This is a genomic window from Aquirufa lenticrescens (genome assembly GCF_019916085.1).
GTDB lineage: Bacteria > Bacteroidota > Bacteroidia > Cytophagales > Spirosomataceae > Aquirufa > Aquirufa lenticrescens.
In genome coordinates, this window is the sequence record NZ_CP049834.1 from 480,455 (window position 1) to 496,525 (window position 16,071).

The window sequence follows — 16,071 nt, forward strand, 5'->3', positions numbered from 1 at the left end:
CTATGAAGAAGTTCTTATTACTATTGACTTGTTTAGTTTCTTTCGGTGTTTTAGCACAGAAAGCGGCTCCATCACCAGCTGCAGTGGCTTCACAAAAAGTGGGTAACACAGAAGTGATGATTAAGTACGCTCAACCTTCGGTGAAAGGCCGTTTGGTTTTTGGTACCAAAGAAGCGAAAGCCTTAGTTCCTTATGGCGAAGTTTGGAGAACAGGCGCGAACGAAGCGACTACGATCGAAGTTTCTAATGACATCACGGTTCAAGGTAAAACGTTGGCTAAAGGTGTTTATTCTTTATTCACCATCCCAGGTGCGGCAGAGTGGACAATCATCTTTAACAAAGAAGCTAAAATGTGGGGTGCTTATACCTACAAGGAGGCGAACGACGTTTTACGTGTGAAAGCGCGTGTTAGCGAGCATGCACACACGGAGCAATTCACAATCGGAATCACGGCCGCTGGCCAGGTAACGTTAGATTGGGACAAATCTTCAGTTTCTTTTTACTTGAAATAAAATCAAGATCTTGATAAAAAAGCGGTTCAGCGATGGGCCGCTTTTTTTATTGCCAAAATTCGTTTGAAATCCACATTCCTTTGGCTATTTTTACTCGTAATTGACGATAAAACAAGAATATATGAAAAAGGTATTGATAGCGGAAGATAGCTCAGTGATCCAAAATCTAGCTAAGAAGATTTTAGAATTTCAAAATTTTGAGATCCACGCCGTAAAAAACGGACAACAAGTGTTAGATGAATTAGCTAAGGCTGATTTTGACATTATCTTATTAGATATCAATATGCCAGTAATGGATGGTATGGATTGCGCTCGTGCGGTTCGTGCATTAGCAGACGCGAAAAAAGCAGCCATTCCGATGATCGCCATCACAGGAAACGCGCGCAACTATTCGATGGATGATTTTAAAGCAGCTGGATTCAATGATTTCTTAGCTAAGCCTTTGAACTTCGATTCCTTGGTTTCTCAGGTGAAAGCCTTAACGGAATAAAGATATGTCCCCTTCTAAAGTGACGTTTTTAGGAACGGGAACTTCGCAGGGGATTCCGATGATCGCTTGTGACTGCACGGTTTGTCAGTCCACTGATGAGCGAGATAAGCGGCTTCGTGTTTCGGTACACATCGAAATAGGAGGGAAGAGTTTCATTATCGATACGGGTCCAGATTTTCGCCAGCAGGTTCTTCGGGCTGGAATTAAGCGTTTGGATGCCGTACTTTACACACACGAACACAAAGATCATACGGCCGGAATGGACGATGTTCGGGGATTTAATTTCCACCAGCAATCGTCGATTCCTTTGTATGCCCGCGCTCAGGTCATAGAGCAATTGAAGCGGGAGTTTGCCTATGCTTTTGGCGATAATAAATACCCGGGAGTGCCAGAAATCGATGTCTATGAGATTGATGGAAAGCCCTTCACAGTGCAAGGAATAGATATTCAACCCATCTTCGTAAAGCATTATTACTTAGATGTGTTGGGTTTTCGATTTGGGAATTTTGCCTATGTGACGGACGCGAATTCCATCGCCCAGGAGGAGCAAGATAAGCTACGAAATCTAGACGTTTTAGTCATCAATGCCTTGCGCAAGACAACCCATGTCTCTCATTTTACGCTAGCGGAAGCCCTCGAATTAATCGCGAATTTACAGCCTAAACAAGCGTACATTACGCACATTAGTCACCAAATGGGCTTACACTCAACAGTGCAAAAAGAATTACCCCCTAACGTTTTTCTAGCCTACGACGGGCTTGTCTTAAACTCATAATATGTCCTTCAAAGCGGTTTTATTCGATATGGATGGCGTGATCGTAGATAATCTACCGTATCACGTAGAAGCTTGGTTGCTTTTTTGCGAGCGAAATGGCATTCCATTAACGAAGGAGATTTTTTACAAGGAGTTAAACGGGATGAATTCGAAGGACACCTTCGAATGGTTTTATAAAAAGGAAATGACTCGTGCGGAGGTGGAAGTGCTAGAAGAGGAGAAAGAAGTACTTTACCGGGAGTTTTATGCTGAGCATAGAAAGCCGGCGGAAGGGCTTTTAGCTTTTTTGACCGAGTTGCGTTCTAGAGGAATAAAAACAGCCTTAGCGACCTCTGCGGGTCCAGGTAATATTGATTTTATTGTGGATGGCCTAGGCATTCGCGATCAATTCGATGCGATTATCGGGGGTGCTGAAGTAACAAAAGGCAAACCTGATCCAGAAATTTATCTAAAAGCGGCGGCCCTGGTGGGTGTAGATCCAGCCGATTGTTGGGTGATTGAAGACTCCCTACAAGGCATTGCGTCTGGATTAGCCGCCGGTGCGCGTGTGGTAGGAATCACCACCTCGCATACCGCAGCAGAATTAGCCCACACCCAAGTGATTGCCCCTCATTTTATTGGTTTATACGATCAAATCGCTTCCCTATGAAAAATCTGCTAGTCTTATTATTGTGCATCTGCACCGTCACTTTTGCCCAAAAAGGACGCTTTAAAATGGAGATGGTGCCGGGTAAAATGATCAAAGAATATACGCCCGAGTACATGGGTTTGAAACGGGATTTACCAGAAGGGTATACCGAAAATATGCGGGCCATTTTAGCGCAAGCGGCAGCGATAAAGTTAGATGCCTCTACCCAAACCAAAGCATCAGCAAACATCGTTGTCACTTACGAGACGGTTCCGCCAGCGGATGTGAAGACGGTTTTTGAGAAGGCGGCGGCGACTTGGTCTACCGTGTTTTCGTCTGATGTGCCTATTAATGTCTATGTGAAATGGGCGTCACTCTCTGCGAATGTATTGGGTAGCGCAGGCGCCTCAGTGAATGTTCGAAATTTTGTGGGGGCGAATCGGTTGAATACGTTTTATCCCATTGCTTTGGCAGAGAAAATGTCCCATAAGAACTTAAATGGAACAAATCCGGATATCGTAGCGACCTTTAATTCTGATTTTACCGCTTGGTATATAGGGACTGATGGCGTGCCCACGATAAATCAAATCGATTTGTATTCGGTGGTATTGCACGAGATGGGGCACGGTTTAGGTTTCATTGGTCAGGTGAATGTAGATAATGGAGAGGCTGGTTATGGTTATCCGGGCATTTTTGACCAGTATATGGTGAACGGGGCTAATGTCGCTCTAATGGATACGAACAGCTTTAAGAATCCTTCGGCTGCTTTATATACGCAAATTACCTCAGGTAAAATCAACCTTTCTTCTCCTTCCATTTTACGTGAGAACGGTAGTGCAGGGAAATTGTACACTCCTGCTACTTATTCGGATGGATCCAGTATTTACCACGTGGATCAAGTGAAATATAAGGTAGGTGATGCAAATGCGTTGATGACTCCCCAAATCGCGCGCGGTGAGGTAACCCGCAGCATTGGACCCATTGTGACTTCGGCTTTTAATGATTTTGGCTGGTATTCTTCGAATTTGATCGGAGAGGAATATAGCGATACGGAGGATCAGGCTTCAGATAAAGTGTTTTCAGTGCAGGTATATTCGGATACGCTTTGGGATGAATCCTCCTTAAAACTGTATCTAGCAATCAATTCTACCACTTTTAATCCAATTTCCACTTTTACAAAAACAGGCAATACCTATTCTTATTCGTTGCCTAAAAGTGCGACGTCCAGAAATATCAAGTACTACTGGTATGCGCAGGAGAAGTCTGGAAAGAAATTTGTGACACCGGCGGAGGCACCTGTGATTTCTGGGACACGTTTTGGTAGTTATTTTGAGTTTAATATTGCTCCTGATACGACCAAACCGGAGGTGGTTTATTCCAATCCGTTGAAATATATTTTCACTTCGCAGACCACAGTTCCGCTACCTACTTTGCTAGCGGCGGATAATATCGGGATCGACACGATATATATGGAATATTCCATCAATAGCGGTGCCACAATTCGCAAAGGCTTTAAAAAGGTAGCTGGTTTGAGTTTTAGTTTTACGAATAGTTTTGATTTTGCGTCCGGATTATTGAAGGCAGGGGATGTCATTAAATACCGGATTATCGTAAAGGATAAGGCCAAAACCACGAATACCGTCACCCTTCCGGCTACCGGAAACTACGAGTTTGTTGTGATAGGATTACAGGCAGCTGCGGCGAATTACAAACAGAATTTTGACACACCTCCTAACACAGATTTCTACCTAAAAGGCTTCAGTTTTACCCAGCCTTCTGGGTTTTCTAGCATTGGTTTGCACAGTGCCCACCCGTATGCGGATGGATCTGAGGAGTCCTATAATGGCGCTGGAGGTTCGGACAAGTTTACGAATAATGATGCAGTCTTGTTGAAGCCTATCACGGTTAGAGCAGATACGTCGAGGATTTATTTTGATGAGGTAGTTTTAGTGGAGCCGGGCGAGTCAGGTGCTTCGTTCTTGAATACGGATGGCTCGGTGAATCGTAGTTTTTATGATTATGTGACGGTTCAGGCTTCGAATGATTCCGGAAAAAACTGGTATAATTTAATCAATGGTTGGGATTCGAATTTCTCTACGACTTGGTTAAATGCCTATAATTCGGGATTTGACTCGAAAGGCAATTCAACCGGGGAGGGTACGTCTGCTTTGGTCAAAAAACGAGAAATTGATATTCTATCCTCAGGTAAATTTAAAGCTGGCGATCAATTGATCTTCCGCTTCCGTCTTCACGCGGACGTAGGGGCTCACGGCTGGGGCTGGGCGATAGACAATTTGAATATTCAGGGTTCGGTAGCTCCGCCACCGCCACCGTTGGTTTTAGCGGCAGAACCGTTTACTTTATTGCCAGAATTGAGATTATCTCCTAATCCGTCCTCTCGCCTAGTCCGTGTACAATTAGCTGTAGGATCACAGGAGGAAGATATAAGAGTAGGGATTCTAGGATTTGCTGGCCAATGGGTTCAGCAGGAAATTGTTTCCGTGAAGGGGGGATATTTGGATAAGCAGCTCGACATTTCAACCTTGCCTGCTGGAACGTATTTTGTCCAAGTCATCACGAATAGAAATGTATATAATAAGCGAATTATTGTGGTTCGCTAAGGCCTAGCAAAGCTTTTTACTTATCTTTGTAGACTTAATCATTAAAATTAGCACTATGTCTTGGTTTTCAAGAAAAGAAAAAGGAATTGTCACCCCCACCGCTTCTAAATTAGATGCCCCTGATGGTTTGTGGTACCAATGTCCTTCTTGCAAAAAAGCGATTCATACGCGCGAACACCGTCTGTTTGCCTACACTTGTTCTGGTTGTAATTACCACGAAAAAATCGGTTCTCAAGACTATTTTGAGTTGTTATTTGACAATTCCCTTTACACAGAATTAGATCCAATGATGGGTTCAGGTGACCCATTAGAGTTCACGGACACGAAAAAATACACTGATCGTATTAAAGCTACGGAATACAACACGGGCTTGAAAGATGCGGTTAGAACAGCTTACGGTGATATTAATGGATTGCCTATTTGCATCTCAGCCATGGACTTTAACTTCATTGGAGGATCGATGGGATCCGTGGTGGGAGAGAAGATCACTCGTGGTATGCGCCACTCCTTAGAGACAGGAAAGCCATTCTTAATGATTTCTCGCTCTGGTGGTGCCCGTATGATGGAGGCAGGTTTCTCTTTAATGCAGATGGCCAAAACCTCTTCCTTAATCGCCCTCCTCGCAGAAGCTAAGATTCCTTATATCTCCTTAATGACCAACCCAACAACGGGTGGTGTTACCGCTTCTTTCGCGATGCTAGGAGATTTCAATATCGCAGAGCCCGGTGCTTTAATCGGTTTCGCTGGCCCTCGCGTTATCAAGGAAACCATCGGTAAGGATTTACCTAAAGGATTCCAAAGCGCCGAGTTCGTAGAAGAGCACGGTTTCTTAGACTTTATCGTCGATCGCAAAGATTTGAAAGACAAATTGAGTTCCTTGTTAGGGATGTTGAAATAGAAGTAGTTCAGCAATTTAATGAATAAAAAAAGCCCACTATCTCTAGCGGGCTTTTTCATTGTATTTTATTGAAATTACTCAGCAGCAGCTGCTTCTGCTTTTGGTGCAGCTTTAGCGCGCGATTTCTTTTCTTTCTCTGGTGCTGGAATCACATCTTCCACACCTGCGAATACGCGTCCGCAATGCTCGCAAACTAAGATTTTCTTCTTGTCTTTGATGTCTGTTTGACGTTGTGGTGGAACAGAGCTGAAACAGCCGCCACAAGCACCACGCTTCACTAAAACTACGGCTAAGCCGTTACGTGCGTTGTCGCGTAATTTTGTGTATGATTTGAAAAGACGCTCGTCTACCGTTTTCACCGCTTTCTCACGATCTTTCAATGATTTTTGCTCATCTTCTTCGCTTTCAGCGATGATCACTTGCAATTCATTTTGTTTGATTTCAAGGTCTTTCTTGCGCTCGAATAAATTCGATTCAACGGAAGCGATTTCGTCGTTTTTGTTCAAAACTTTGAAGTCGATTTCTTTGATACGCTTGTCAGCAATTTCCATCTCGATTCCTTGCAATTCAATTTCTTTAGAAATCGCATCGAATTCGCGGTTATTGCGCACATTCATTTGTTGTTCCTTGTACTTTATGATTAAGTTATCAGAGTTTTTCTTTGCGATTCTGTAGTTAGCAATTTGCTCTTCAAAATCAGCTACGTCTTGCTGGAATTTAGCCAAACGAGTCTCTAAACCCATGATCTCATCTTCTAAATCACGAACTTCTTCGGGTAAATCACCACGAACTTTGCGTATAGAATCTAAGTTTGTATCAATTGTTTGAAGCTTTAATAGAGCCTCTAACTTTTGGGCAATCGTTGTTTCGGTAACTGTAGCCATTATTCTATTTTATTTGAATTGTCTAAATTCTATCCTTTATCAGGCGTTGAATACAGGATTTGTATTTGTTTCGCTTTTCAGGAGAACCGCAAAAGTACTAATTTTTTTTGATAAATAGTCATGTATCGCATCAATAATCATGACTTCTGACTCGTAATGCCCCACATCGATGATTAAACATTGATTTTCTGCATCAAAAAATTCGTGGTACTTAATATCAGCCGTTATATAGGCGTCACAACCTTGTTTTACAGCTTCTTTTATTAAGAAACTTCCAGCTCCACCACAAACAGCCACCTTTGAGATAGGCCTTGAGGGTAATGCCGTGTGCTTGAGGGCTTTGAGGCCTAGACGTTTTTTGACAAAAGTAATAAAATCCTCAGGTGTCAAGGGTTTTTCCAAAGTTCCTACATAGCCTGAACCTACATCTTGCCACGAATTATCGAGCGAATGAATGGAATAGGCCACCTCTTCGTATGGATGGGCAGCTTTGAGCGCGCTCAAAATCTGACCGGAGAGATGGGTAGGGAAAATCATCTCCACCTTCACTTCGTTCACCTCAGATAAGCTGCCAGCTGATCCCGTATGCGGATTTGCCTGCGAGGAAGGCTGAAAACGTCCTAAACCCTCCTGTGTAAAGCTACAATTTGAATATTCGCCTATATTTCCTGCTCCAGCGGCATGCAAAGCCTCTCTTACAGCTTTTTCGTGCGAAACAGGAACATAATACTGCAAGGCTTTTAAGGCATCGCGCATCGGTTTCATCACCTGACCTGAAATGCCTAATTTCGACGCTAAATGATAACTTACCCCTTTAGGAGCATGATCTAAATTCGTGTGGGAAGCGTATAAGGCAATATTGTTTTGAATAGCCTTTATGACTGTTCGTTCTACGTAGTTCGCGCCAGTTATTCGCTTCAAACCGGAGAAAACGATGGGGTGGTGGGAGATAATGAGATTGCATCCTTTTTTGATAGCTTCCTCAACCACTTCTTCCGTGCAATCTAGGCTGATTAATACGCCTTTGACTTCCGTAGAAGCATCACCCACTAGTAACCCTGCGTTATCATAGGATTCTTGCCAGGCTACAGGTGCCCAAGCTTCCATCTGCTTACAAATCTCTCTTATTTGCATACCAATACGTTCATTTTGACTGCAATTTAGGAAATCTAATGGTATATTTAACCTTTCAAATTTATCCAATCCTATGCGAATTAGACCAGCTGTGCTCATCATCGAAAATAATCATGTGCTTTTTATGCGCTATGATTATCCCGGGGGCAGCAAATTTGCTTTGCCAGGGGGTAATGTCGATGCAGGAGAAACATTTCCGGTTTGCATTGCTCGCGAGTGCGAAGAAGAACTAGGCATTGAGGTAGAGGTGGGTGATTTGATTGCTGTAGGTCAAGTACACGCAACGGCTGATTTCGCAGCTTGTGCCCACCTGATTTTTGAAGGAGATATTGTGGGCGGAATTCCACAGTTGCATTTAGAAGAAACGACGGCAAATGATTTAGTTTGGGTTCCTGCGGATAAAATAGCGGAATTGAATGTCTATCCTGCACTAAATGACGCCATCCTTGATTTTATTCACACGGGGAAGAAAGGTCAATATGTGGGAACGCTTAAGCAGATTTGGCTTTAATTTGATTTCCCATCAGCAAGCCAATCAATCCGGCCAGTAGACCAAACCATACTGCTGGAATTTCTGACGGGCTGATAAAGTGAAAATAGCCCCAAAAAACCAATCCCAATACCATACTCAAGTGACTTCCCCAAGGTGTCGTTCTCTTCCACCAAAGTCCTGCATTTAGCGGAATAAAGAGGGAAACGAGGCTGAAGGCTGAAGCTTCGCCCACGAGTTCGAAGATGTTTTGGCGTTCTATGGCCATAATGATACAAGCCAAAGTCACTAAAACCACCGATACCCGGATAAATAGTAACACGATTTTGTCAGAAGGACGGCGCATCAAAGGTTTCAAAATGTTTTCACCCAGAACGGAGGCCGGGGCTAGAATCGCACCCGAAGTCGTACTTAATAAGGCTGAAAGTAGCGCCCCTAAAAACAAGACTTGCATCGCCCGTGGAGTAAATTTCATCACTAAAGTAGGGATCAACAAATCGTCTTCAGCCAGTAGCGAAGGGTATAATCGAACCGCAATAAAAGCAATCAATAAGGGTAATAAGGCAACCGTCAGGTACATCGCGCCAGCGGCAATACTCGCTCTCGCGGCTACTTTTTCACTCTTCGCGGACATGACACGCTGAAAAATATCTTGCTGCGGAATGGATCCCAAGCCGATTGTAATCCAGGCCGCGCCGTAGACTAGCCAATCTTTCCACGTGTTTTCTCTGGGGATGGCTCGGAAAAAACCTTTAGGTTGTGAAGAGATGAGTTGGTTGAAATCTGGGACTTTGGCCCATAACAAATAGGCTAAAAATAACAGCCCAGCAATGAGGATAATGTTGTGGAAAAAGTCCGTCACCGAGATCGACCACATACCTCCTAACAGGGTATAGGCCATCACTAAGAGTGCGCCTATGATGATTCCCATTTCCACAGAAATAGGCAATAAAAGGTGCATCGTGAGCCCTAGTGCCACTAATTGTGCAGAAATCCAACCGAAATAGGATGGGATCATAATCACCGCCGAAAGCTTCTCTGAAAAGGCTCCAAAACGCAAACGGAAATAATCACTAAAGGTCAAAACCGGCAATGGATACAGTTTTCGCGCATAAATGGCTCCCACTAAAAACAAGCCGACCGCCGCGCCAAAAGGTTCCTCAATAATAGCTAAAACGCCACCGTGCACGAATTCCTTAGGCGCACCTAAAATTGTTTCAGACCCGAACCAAGTTGCGAAAGTCACCATCGTGGCTAAGGCAAAGGGCAACGAACGACCTGCTAACACGAAATCCTGCGTGGAATTCACCTTTTTACTAGCCCACCAGCCCACGGCCAGGTTCAAAGCGAGGTAAAAAATGACAAAGCCTACGAGCATTCTTTTGATTAAAATGAGCCCAAAAATACGAAAACCTTTTACCTTTATCCTATGAAAAATCTCGCCTTTTTATTCCTGTTCGCTTTAGCAGGTTGCCAAAGCTCCCATTTACAGATCGCCTTTAACGAATCTAGCCTCGCTCAGCGGGCCAGCGGCGTGATGATCAAGGACCTTTCTTCTGGTAAGGTTTTATTCGAAAAGAATGCAGATCAATATTTCATGCCAGCCTCTAATATGAAGCTGCTGACCTTTTTGCAGGCTAATCGAATTCTAGGCAGCCAAATCCCTTCCTTTAAATACCGCGAAACAAAGGATACCCTGTTTTTCTGGGGCACTGGCGATATTTCTAACCTGCATCCTACCATCAAGAATACTGCCATGCGTGATTTCTTAGCGGCTTCATCGAAAGTTTTAGTGTACGGGGCGCCTTTGAAACCACTGCCCATTTTAGGCTCAGGCTGGGCTTGGGATGATTATAATGACCATTATTCGGCAGAAATATCGGATCTGCCATTATATGCGAACTTGGTGAATTTTTCGGCTTCTGCGAAACGCTGGAAGATTTTGCCTGACGCCTTTGAGGCCGTGGCTAAAACAGGATCTACGCTGGAAGTACGTCGAAATCGCTTGAAAAATCAGTTTGAATTACCGGTTTTGACTTCAGAGAAATATGGATCCCAGGACGTACCATTCATTACCTCTCCTGATATGACGACTTTTTTGTTGACGGATACCTTACATAAATCCGTGGAGACGATGCCGCTCGCGGTACATCCGGATGCCCGTATTTTCTATGCCGGTAAAATGGATAGTTTATACCTGCCTATGTTGCACGAAAGTGATAATGCGGTGGCCGAACAGTTATTGGTGATGATCGCCGCTGAGAAAGGCTGGGAGCCTTCGCAGGTGATTGAGAATCTGAAAAAAGAGCCAGGCAATGAATTTTTAAGCGATATTCGCTGGGTAGATGGCTCCGGTTTATCTCGTTATAATTTAATTAGGCCAAAGGATTTCATCCACATACTGGAATTATTAGCGAAAGAAGTGGCTCCAGATCGTTTACATACCTTGTTGCCTGAAGCGAGTAAAACTGGGACGATGCGTAACGTACAAGACCTAAATCCAGGCGTGCGGATGTGGGCAAAGTCAGGTTCTTATGGAAATACCTATGATCTTTCAGGTTATTATCTCACCAAAGACGGAAAGACATTGGCCTTCTCCGTATTATCTAATCTGGGTAATGCGCCTGTTAGAGATATTAAGAAGTCGGTGGTGGAGTTTTTGAGGGCGATACACTAAAATAGAGTAGAGATAAGAGAGTATAGATTATAGAGTAAAGATTCAATATAAACCATCTCTACTCTATTATCTATAATCTATGCTCTATTATCTATGCTCTATTATCTCTACTCTCCATTCTTCGATAAACTAAATAGCTCACCCCCACAAACCCTACCACATACATCACACTCCCTAGATTTGTCACCAAGGTACCTATCAAGAATAGGGAGGAGATAATCACTAAAATCCACGGTAAAACGGGATATCCCCAAGCTAAATAAGGCCGATTTAGGTTAGGCTCAGAGACGCGGAGCTTTAATAGTGACGCGAATCCAGCTAAATAACTAGCTACAAAAAAGAAGGTCGCAATGTCCGAAAGGCGTTCGTTTATTTGTTTGCCGGCTAATAAGAAAATACAGGCAGAGAAAACGGTTAAATGTGTCGCGGTGGTGGGAGAACCTGCTGCATTTACTTTTTCGGCCTGTTTGAAAAACAATCCATCCCGACTCATCGAATAGATCACCCGCGGAGCGAACATCACTTGCGTGTTCAAGATTCCTAAGATACTCAACATTAAAAAGACGGTAATCCAGCGTCCCATATCTGCACCAAACAAGGCTTTCATCGTGTCAGCTGCGGCTAATTTACTGCTTGAAAGGGTGTCGATTGGAAGACTATACAAGATGCCCACATTGATCAGCAAGTAGATAAATGCGACGATGATGACGCCGATGAACATCGATTTTGGCATGGATTTAACAGGATCCTTATTTTCTTCCGTGAAATAACTTGCCGTGTGCCAGCCGTCAAATGCATAAAAGATGGACAACAAAGCTGTCATGATTCCGGTCGTTAAAGGCAATCCCGTAGGTACATGTGTCTGTTCCGCAAAAACTCCTCCACCACCGTACACAAAGCAGATGGCGATGAAAATCAATAAGGCCAAAGCCTTGATGCCACTCAGCCATTCTTGGGATTTACCGGCCATCACCACGCCTAATTGATGGAAAAACCACAATAGGGCAAGGATTCCGATGGCACAATAGACTAAATAAGGGCTTAAAATGGGGAAAACAATGATGAGGTATTCACTAAAGGTATAGGATCCAAAACCGAGTGCAGTAACTGTTCCAAGCCAGCTCGTTAGCCCCACAAGGAAACCGATGTAGCGGCCAAAAGCTCGTTCGGCATAGCCATACCAAGAGCCTGCTTTGGGAATGGATAAACTTAATTCCAACACACAGCTCACCCCTAATAAGGCATAAATAGCCACTAAAACCCATAAACTGAGGATTAATCCGGGGTCTTGTAAGGAGGCTGCAATGGGTCCAGGTTTACGTAAGATGCCTGTTCCTACGGTTCCACCTAACGTGACAGCGATCCCGAAACCGGTGCCTAAAACCTTCCAGAGTTTATTTTCCATTCAAGACGTATTGACCCACGGTAGGGAAGTGGTCGGAATATTTGATGTTGCGCAGGGTTTGGAAATTAATGGCTTTCCATTCCTCGGAGAAGAATTGATCGTCGATGCGCACTAAATAGGGGCTGCGGTTTAAGGTAAAGCCAAAGCCTGACCCAGCTTCTTCGAAGGAGTTTTTCAGACGTTCCCGAATCGTTCCATAGGCCCAGCCAGAAGGAGTTTCGTTTAAATCTCCTACGACTAAGATGGGATAGGGGCTTTTTTGGATGAGACGATTGATCTGGCTCATCTCCTTTTTATGTTCAATAAATCCTTTGCGGAGTGAAGAAATGATGCCTCGGCCTTCTCTTTTGGCATCTTTATATTCTTGAAAGTACAGCTTGGAGGTCATTTTGTTCACTCGAATGCCCATGGACCAAAGTTGAAGATTGATTACTCTAATCGTATCTTGATCCTTTACGATATCAGTTAATAAATAGCCATTCGCTGAGTTATCAAATTGCTCTCCTTCCTCGTGTATGATAGGGTATTTTGAGAAAACGACTAAGCCCATTTTTTCGTGCGAATCAAATAATTGCTTTTTCAGTGGAATGAAGGCGTAATGCGGATATTTTTCTTTTAAGAAAGAGACCGTGTGGTAGGCCTTTCGATCGGAATGTGAATAAAATTCTTGGAAACATTTAATGTCTGCGTCGTAATCACGCATAAATTTCTTCAGGTCTTCTAATGGCTCTTTTTTGGCCTCATAGTCATTCGAATACATCCCAAAAACATTATAGCTCATCACCGTCAGCGGTTTAGCTAAACTCGCTACAGGCTGATTAAAACTGATATGTCTTCCGATAAATCCGTATCCTAGCGCTAGTACAATTAGGGGTAAAAGCGCTCGCTTCGCTCGCTGAAATGTCCAGTAAATCAATGAAAAAAGACAAAGCAATTGGGCATAGGGCATCGTCATCATGATAAACCCTGCAAACCAATGTTCTACGATGAGCGAATAACTCAAAAGGTAAGTCAAAAGCGTGTATAGGCACAATGGCAACGTTCCCAACCAGATCAGGGAAGAGATGATTTTTTTCTTTAGGGGTGCCTTCGTATTGCGCTTAGCCATACCCAAAGATACACATTGTGAACCATTTTATAAATTTTCGAAAGAGGTTTGGGTTATTTCAAATTATTTTCTAATTTTGCAATCCCTTTAGGAAAGAACAATTTTAAATAATAGATACGATGGCAAAGGTTTGTCAAATTACAGGACGCAAAACTCAAGTAGGAAATAACGTTTCTCACGCTAATAACAAGACTAAGCGTAAGTTCTACCCGAACTTACAGACTAAGAAATTTTTCTTAGAGTCAGAAGGTGTTTGGGTTCGTATGAAAGTTTCTGCGAAAGCAATTCGCACGATCAACAAAAACGGATTTGAAAAAACTTTAATCGCTGCAGCTCGTAAGGGTACGTTAAGCGTTTAGTTTTCAAAATATTTATCGAAATTAGCCTTCTTGATTTTTCAAGAAGGCTTTTTTTATTTGTACCTACATGTTAAGCGATTTAGAATTTGAGCGTTACCGTAAACAGCTGAATCTTCCCGAATGGCGGAAGGCGCAACAGATGCGCTTGAAAGAATCGAAGATTCTTGTCGTGGGAGCGGGAGGTTTGGGCTGTGGAGCTTTGCCTTTTCTAGCTGCGGCTGGTGTGGGATCAATCACGATTCTAGATGCGGATGTGATCGAATTATCGAACTTAGCACGTCAGGTGTTGTATAAAACGGAAGACGTAGGTGCCTCAAAAGCCTTGAAATCAGCAGAGGCTTTGCAAGCCTTGAATCCAACCATCGTCATTCAGGGTATTGCAGAGAATTTAACGGCAGATAACGCCTCGAGCTATATAGCGCATCACGATCTGATCATCGATTGTACGGATAATTTCAAAACAAGGTATTTGATTAATGATACCTGCGTCGCTTTAGAAAAGCCTTTCGTCTATGGGGCCATTCATGCCTGGGAGGGACAGTTTGCCGTATTTCATCCTGCAGGGCCTACTTATCGATCGCTTTTTCCAGTTGAACCTAGCTCACAGGAAATTCCCGCCTGCGATGAAGTAGGGGTTTTAGGGGTGTTGCCAGGAATCATTGGATTGTTTCAGGCCAAAGAAGCCATCTTCTACCTTGCTGGCTTCGAATCGCCAGCACAGCAAGGATTGATGACCTTTGATATACGCGATATGCGTCTCAGTTCGTTTAGGCTATAATATCGCCGTACAAGTCGAATTCTTCGGCTTTATTAATCTTCACCGTTACGAAGTCACCTAAACGTGCGTATTGCTCCGCTGGGATCAAGACCTCATTATCCACCTCGGGAGAATCGAATTCCGTACGTCCCACGAAGTAACCGCTTTCTTTGCGGTCGACCATCACTTTCAAGGTTTGGCCTACTTTCGCTTGATTTAACTCTTCTGAAATACCTTGTTGAACCGCCATGATTTCGTCTGAACGGAATTGCTTCACATCTTCAGGCACATCGTCGTTCACTAGGTAGGCGTGTGTATTTTCCTCGTGGCTATAATTAAAGATCCCTAAACGGTCGAAACGCATCCGCTCCACGAAGGAATAGGTCTCCTCGAAGTCCTCTTCCGTCTCACCTGGATAACCCGAAATCAATGTCGTTCTCAAGGCGATACCCGGCACTTTCTCGCGAATCGTATGGATCAATTCCTCCGTTTTCTCACGCGTAATTCCGCGACGCATGTGCTTTAACATCGCGTCAGAACCACTTTGGAGTGGCATATCTAGGTATTTGCAGATATTGTTGCGTTCTGCCATCGTGTCCAAAATTTCCAAAGGAAAACCTGCCGGATAAGCATATTGCAAACGGATCCATTCGATGCCGTTGACATCGGATAGACGCTCTAATAATTCTTTCAATTTGCGCCCTGATTTGCCTTCTCCTTTTAAGTCTAAACCGTAAAAAGTGAGGTCTTGGGCGATTAGAATCAGTTCTTTCGTGCCTTTTTTGGCTAAAGAATTAGCTTCCTTCACTAACTCCTCCATCGGAGTAGAAACGTGTTTCCCCCGCATCAAGGGAATCGCACAAAAGCTACAAGGGCGATCGCAACCCTCAGCAATCTTCAAATAGGCATAGTGTGCTGGCGTTGTCAATAGACGCTCGCCTACTAACTCGTGTTTATAGTCTGCCTTTAAGGCCTTTAATAAGCGGGGTAATTCATTCGTCCCAAAGAACGAGTCTACCATCGGGATTTCTCTTTCTAAATCATCTTTGTAGCGGTGCGATAAACAACCGGTTACGTATAACTTATCGATTTTACCTGCTTCTTTTGCGTCTGCGTAGCGTAAAATGGTGTCGATGGATTCTTGTTTGGCATTATCAATGAAGCCACAGGTATTAATCACGACGATGTTTGCCTTGTCCTTTTTCGCCTCGTGGGTCACCTCTAATCCATTCCCTTTTAATTGGGTGTAGAGTACTTCTGAATCGACTAGATTCTTGGAACAACCGAGGGTAATGATGTTGATGGAGGGCTTTGGGGCTACTTTGGTCTTCAT

16 protein-coding genes are annotated in these 16,071 nt (G+C 43.6%); 10 read left to right on the top strand and 6 right to left on the bottom strand.

All coding sequences use genetic code 11. From position 1 onward, the window contains the following. The first annotated feature begins 2 nt into the window (after positions 1-2). The 6 genes from G9X62_RS02200 to accD all read left to right on the top strand — a co-directional run bounded on the left by G9X62_RS02200 (position 3) and on the right by accD (position 5,924). Positions 3-512: a DUF2911 domain-containing protein gene (locus G9X62_RS02200; protein WP_223131184.1), complete on the top strand. Its 510-nt coding sequence runs from the start codon at positions 3-5 to the stop codon at positions 510-512. Between the two features lie 121 nt (positions 513-633). Then, entirely contained in the window at positions 634-1,002 is a 369-nt protein-coding gene (locus G9X62_RS02205) for a response regulator (protein ID WP_223131185.1), read from the top strand. A gap of 4 nt (positions 1,003-1,006) precedes the next feature. Continuing rightward, on the top strand, positions 1,007-1,777 hold the full coding sequence (locus tag G9X62_RS02210) for an MBL fold metallo-hydrolase (protein ID WP_223131186.1): 771 nt from the start codon (positions 1,007-1,009) through the stop codon (positions 1,775-1,777). Between the two features lies 1 nt (position 1,778). Then, complete coding sequence (locus G9X62_RS02215) at positions 1,779-2,426, top strand: HAD family hydrolase (RefSeq protein WP_223131187.1); 648 nt, start codon at positions 1,779-1,781, stop codon at positions 2,424-2,426. Beyond that, positions 2,423-5,026 (top strand): T9SS type A sorting domain-containing protein, encoded by a 2,604-nt coding sequence (locus tag G9X62_RS02220; RefSeq protein WP_223131188.1) that lies wholly within the window; start codon positions 2,423-2,425, stop codon positions 5,024-5,026. The genes G9X62_RS02215 and G9X62_RS02220 overlap by 4 nt, the downstream gene beginning before the upstream one ends. A 55-nt stretch (positions 5,027-5,081) precedes the next feature. Next, a complete protein-coding gene (gene accD / locus G9X62_RS02225; RefSeq protein WP_223131189.1) occupies positions 5,082-5,924 on the top strand; it encodes an acetyl-CoA carboxylase, carboxyltransferase subunit beta in 843 nt (280 codons plus the stop codon). A gap of 74 nt (positions 5,925-5,998) precedes the next feature. Here accD and G9X62_RS02230 read toward each other — a convergent pair whose 3' ends face one another. Together G9X62_RS02230 and G9X62_RS02235 are read right to left on the bottom strand one after the other, a co-directional pair. Continuing rightward, positions 5,999-6,808: a zinc ribbon domain-containing protein gene (locus tag G9X62_RS02230; protein ID WP_223131190.1), complete on the bottom strand. Its 810-nt coding sequence runs from the start codon at positions 6,806-6,808 to the stop codon at positions 5,999-6,001. A 39-nt stretch (positions 6,809-6,847) separates the two neighbouring features. After that, entirely contained in the window at positions 6,848-7,942 is a 1,095-nt protein-coding gene (locus G9X62_RS02235) for a Nif3-like dinuclear metal center hexameric protein (RefSeq protein ID WP_223131191.1), read from the bottom strand. A 73-nt stretch (positions 7,943-8,015) separates the two neighbouring features. Between G9X62_RS02235 and G9X62_RS02240 the strand changes: the two genes are divergently transcribed. Beyond that, positions 8,016-8,453, top strand: a complete 438-nt coding sequence (locus tag G9X62_RS02240) for an NUDIX domain-containing protein (RefSeq protein ID WP_223131192.1) — start codon at positions 8,016-8,018, stop codon at positions 8,451-8,453. Here G9X62_RS02240 and G9X62_RS02245 read toward each other — a convergent pair. Further along, entirely contained in the window at positions 8,434-9,810 is a 1,377-nt protein-coding gene (locus tag G9X62_RS02245) for a sodium:solute symporter family protein (protein WP_223131193.1), read from the bottom strand. The two genes, G9X62_RS02240 and G9X62_RS02245, sit on opposite strands and share 20 nt — an antisense overlap. 51 nt (positions 9,811-9,861) lie before the next feature. Between G9X62_RS02245 and G9X62_RS02250 the strand changes: the two genes are divergently transcribed. Beyond that, entirely contained in the window at positions 9,862-11,109 is a 1,248-nt protein-coding gene (locus G9X62_RS02250) for a D-alanyl-D-alanine carboxypeptidase (protein ID WP_223131194.1), read from the top strand. A 91-nt stretch (positions 11,110-11,200) separates the two neighbouring features. Here the strand turns inward: G9X62_RS02250 and G9X62_RS02255 are convergent, their stop codons facing one another. Further along, entirely contained in the window at positions 11,201-12,514 is a 1,314-nt protein-coding gene (locus G9X62_RS02255) for an APC family permease (RefSeq protein ID WP_223131195.1), read from the bottom strand. Then, a complete protein-coding gene (locus G9X62_RS02260) occupies positions 12,504-13,622 on the bottom strand; it encodes an endonuclease/exonuclease/phosphatase family protein (RefSeq protein ID WP_223131196.1) in 1,119 nt (372 codons plus the stop codon). The genes G9X62_RS02255 and G9X62_RS02260 overlap by 11 nt, the downstream gene beginning before the upstream one ends. 119 nt (positions 13,623-13,741) lie before the next feature. Between G9X62_RS02260 and rpmB the strand changes: the two genes are divergently transcribed. After that, the gene (rpmB, locus tag G9X62_RS02265) at positions 13,742-13,981 is read left to right on the top strand and encodes a 50S ribosomal protein L28 (RefSeq protein WP_130894998.1); all 240 of its coding nucleotides are present in this window, start codon (positions 13,742-13,744) and stop codon (positions 13,979-13,981) included. A gap of 67 nt (positions 13,982-14,048) precedes the next feature. Continuing rightward, entirely contained in the window at positions 14,049-14,759 is a 711-nt protein-coding gene (locus G9X62_RS02270; RefSeq protein WP_223131197.1) for a HesA/MoeB/ThiF family protein, read from the top strand. On the opposite strand, the gene rimO is transcribed toward G9X62_RS02270, so the two are convergent. Beyond that, the gene (gene rimO, locus G9X62_RS02275; protein WP_223131198.1) at positions 14,749-16,071 is read right to left on the bottom strand and encodes a 30S ribosomal protein S12 methylthiotransferase RimO; all 1,323 of its coding nucleotides are present in this window, start codon (positions 16,069-16,071) and stop codon (positions 14,749-14,751) included. The two genes, G9X62_RS02270 and rimO, sit on opposite strands and share 11 nt — an antisense overlap.

Excerpts from the sequence above, each read along its gene's own strand:
- G9X62_RS02200 (WP_223131184.1), top strand. The coding sequence starts at position 3 with ATGAAGAAGTTCTTATTACTATTGACTTGTTTAGTTTCTTTCGGTGTT.
- G9X62_RS02205 (WP_223131185.1), top strand. The coding sequence starts at position 634 with ATGAAAAAGGTATTGATAGCGGAAGATAGCTCAGTGATCCAAAATCTA.
- G9X62_RS02210 (WP_223131186.1), top strand. The coding sequence starts at position 1,007 with ATGTCCCCTTCTAAAGTGACGTTTTTAGGAACGGGAACTTCGCAGGGG.
- G9X62_RS02215 (WP_223131187.1), top strand. The coding sequence starts at position 1,779 with ATGTCCTTCAAAGCGGTTTTATTCGATATGGATGGCGTGATCGTAGAT.
- G9X62_RS02220 (WP_223131188.1), top strand. The coding sequence starts at position 2,423 with ATGAAAAATCTGCTAGTCTTATTATTGTGCATCTGCACCGTCACTTTT.
- accD (WP_223131189.1), top strand. The coding sequence starts at position 5,082 with ATGTCTTGGTTTTCAAGAAAAGAAAAAGGAATTGTCACCCCCACCGCT.
- G9X62_RS02230 (WP_223131190.1), bottom strand. The coding sequence starts at position 6,808 with ATGGCTACAGTTACCGAAACAACGATTGCCCAAAAGTTAGAGGCTCTA.
- G9X62_RS02235 (WP_223131191.1), bottom strand. The coding sequence starts at position 7,942 with ATGCAAATAAGAGAGATTTGTAAGCAGATGGAAGCTTGGGCACCTGTA.
- G9X62_RS02240 (WP_223131192.1), top strand. The coding sequence starts at position 8,016 with ATGCGAATTAGACCAGCTGTGCTCATCATCGAAAATAATCATGTGCTT.
- G9X62_RS02245 (WP_223131193.1), bottom strand. The coding sequence starts at position 9,810 with ATGCTCGTAGGCTTTGTCATTTTTTACCTCGCTTTGAACCTGGCCGTG.
- G9X62_RS02250 (WP_223131194.1), top strand. The coding sequence starts at position 9,862 with ATGAAAAATCTCGCCTTTTTATTCCTGTTCGCTTTAGCAGGTTGCCAA.
- G9X62_RS02255 (WP_223131195.1), bottom strand. The coding sequence starts at position 12,514 with ATGGAAAATAAACTCTGGAAGGTTTTAGGCACCGGTTTCGGGATCGCT.
- G9X62_RS02260 (WP_223131196.1), bottom strand. The coding sequence starts at position 13,622 with ATGGCTAAGCGCAATACGAAGGCACCCCTAAAGAAAAAAATCATCTCT.
- rpmB (WP_130894998.1), top strand. The coding sequence starts at position 13,742 with ATGGCAAAGGTTTGTCAAATTACAGGACGCAAAACTCAAGTAGGAAAT.
- G9X62_RS02270 (WP_223131197.1), top strand. The coding sequence starts at position 14,049 with ATGTTAAGCGATTTAGAATTTGAGCGTTACCGTAAACAGCTGAATCTT.
- rimO (WP_223131198.1), bottom strand. The coding sequence starts at position 16,071 with ATGAAGACCAAAGTAGCCCCAAAGCCCTCCATCAACATCATTACCCTC.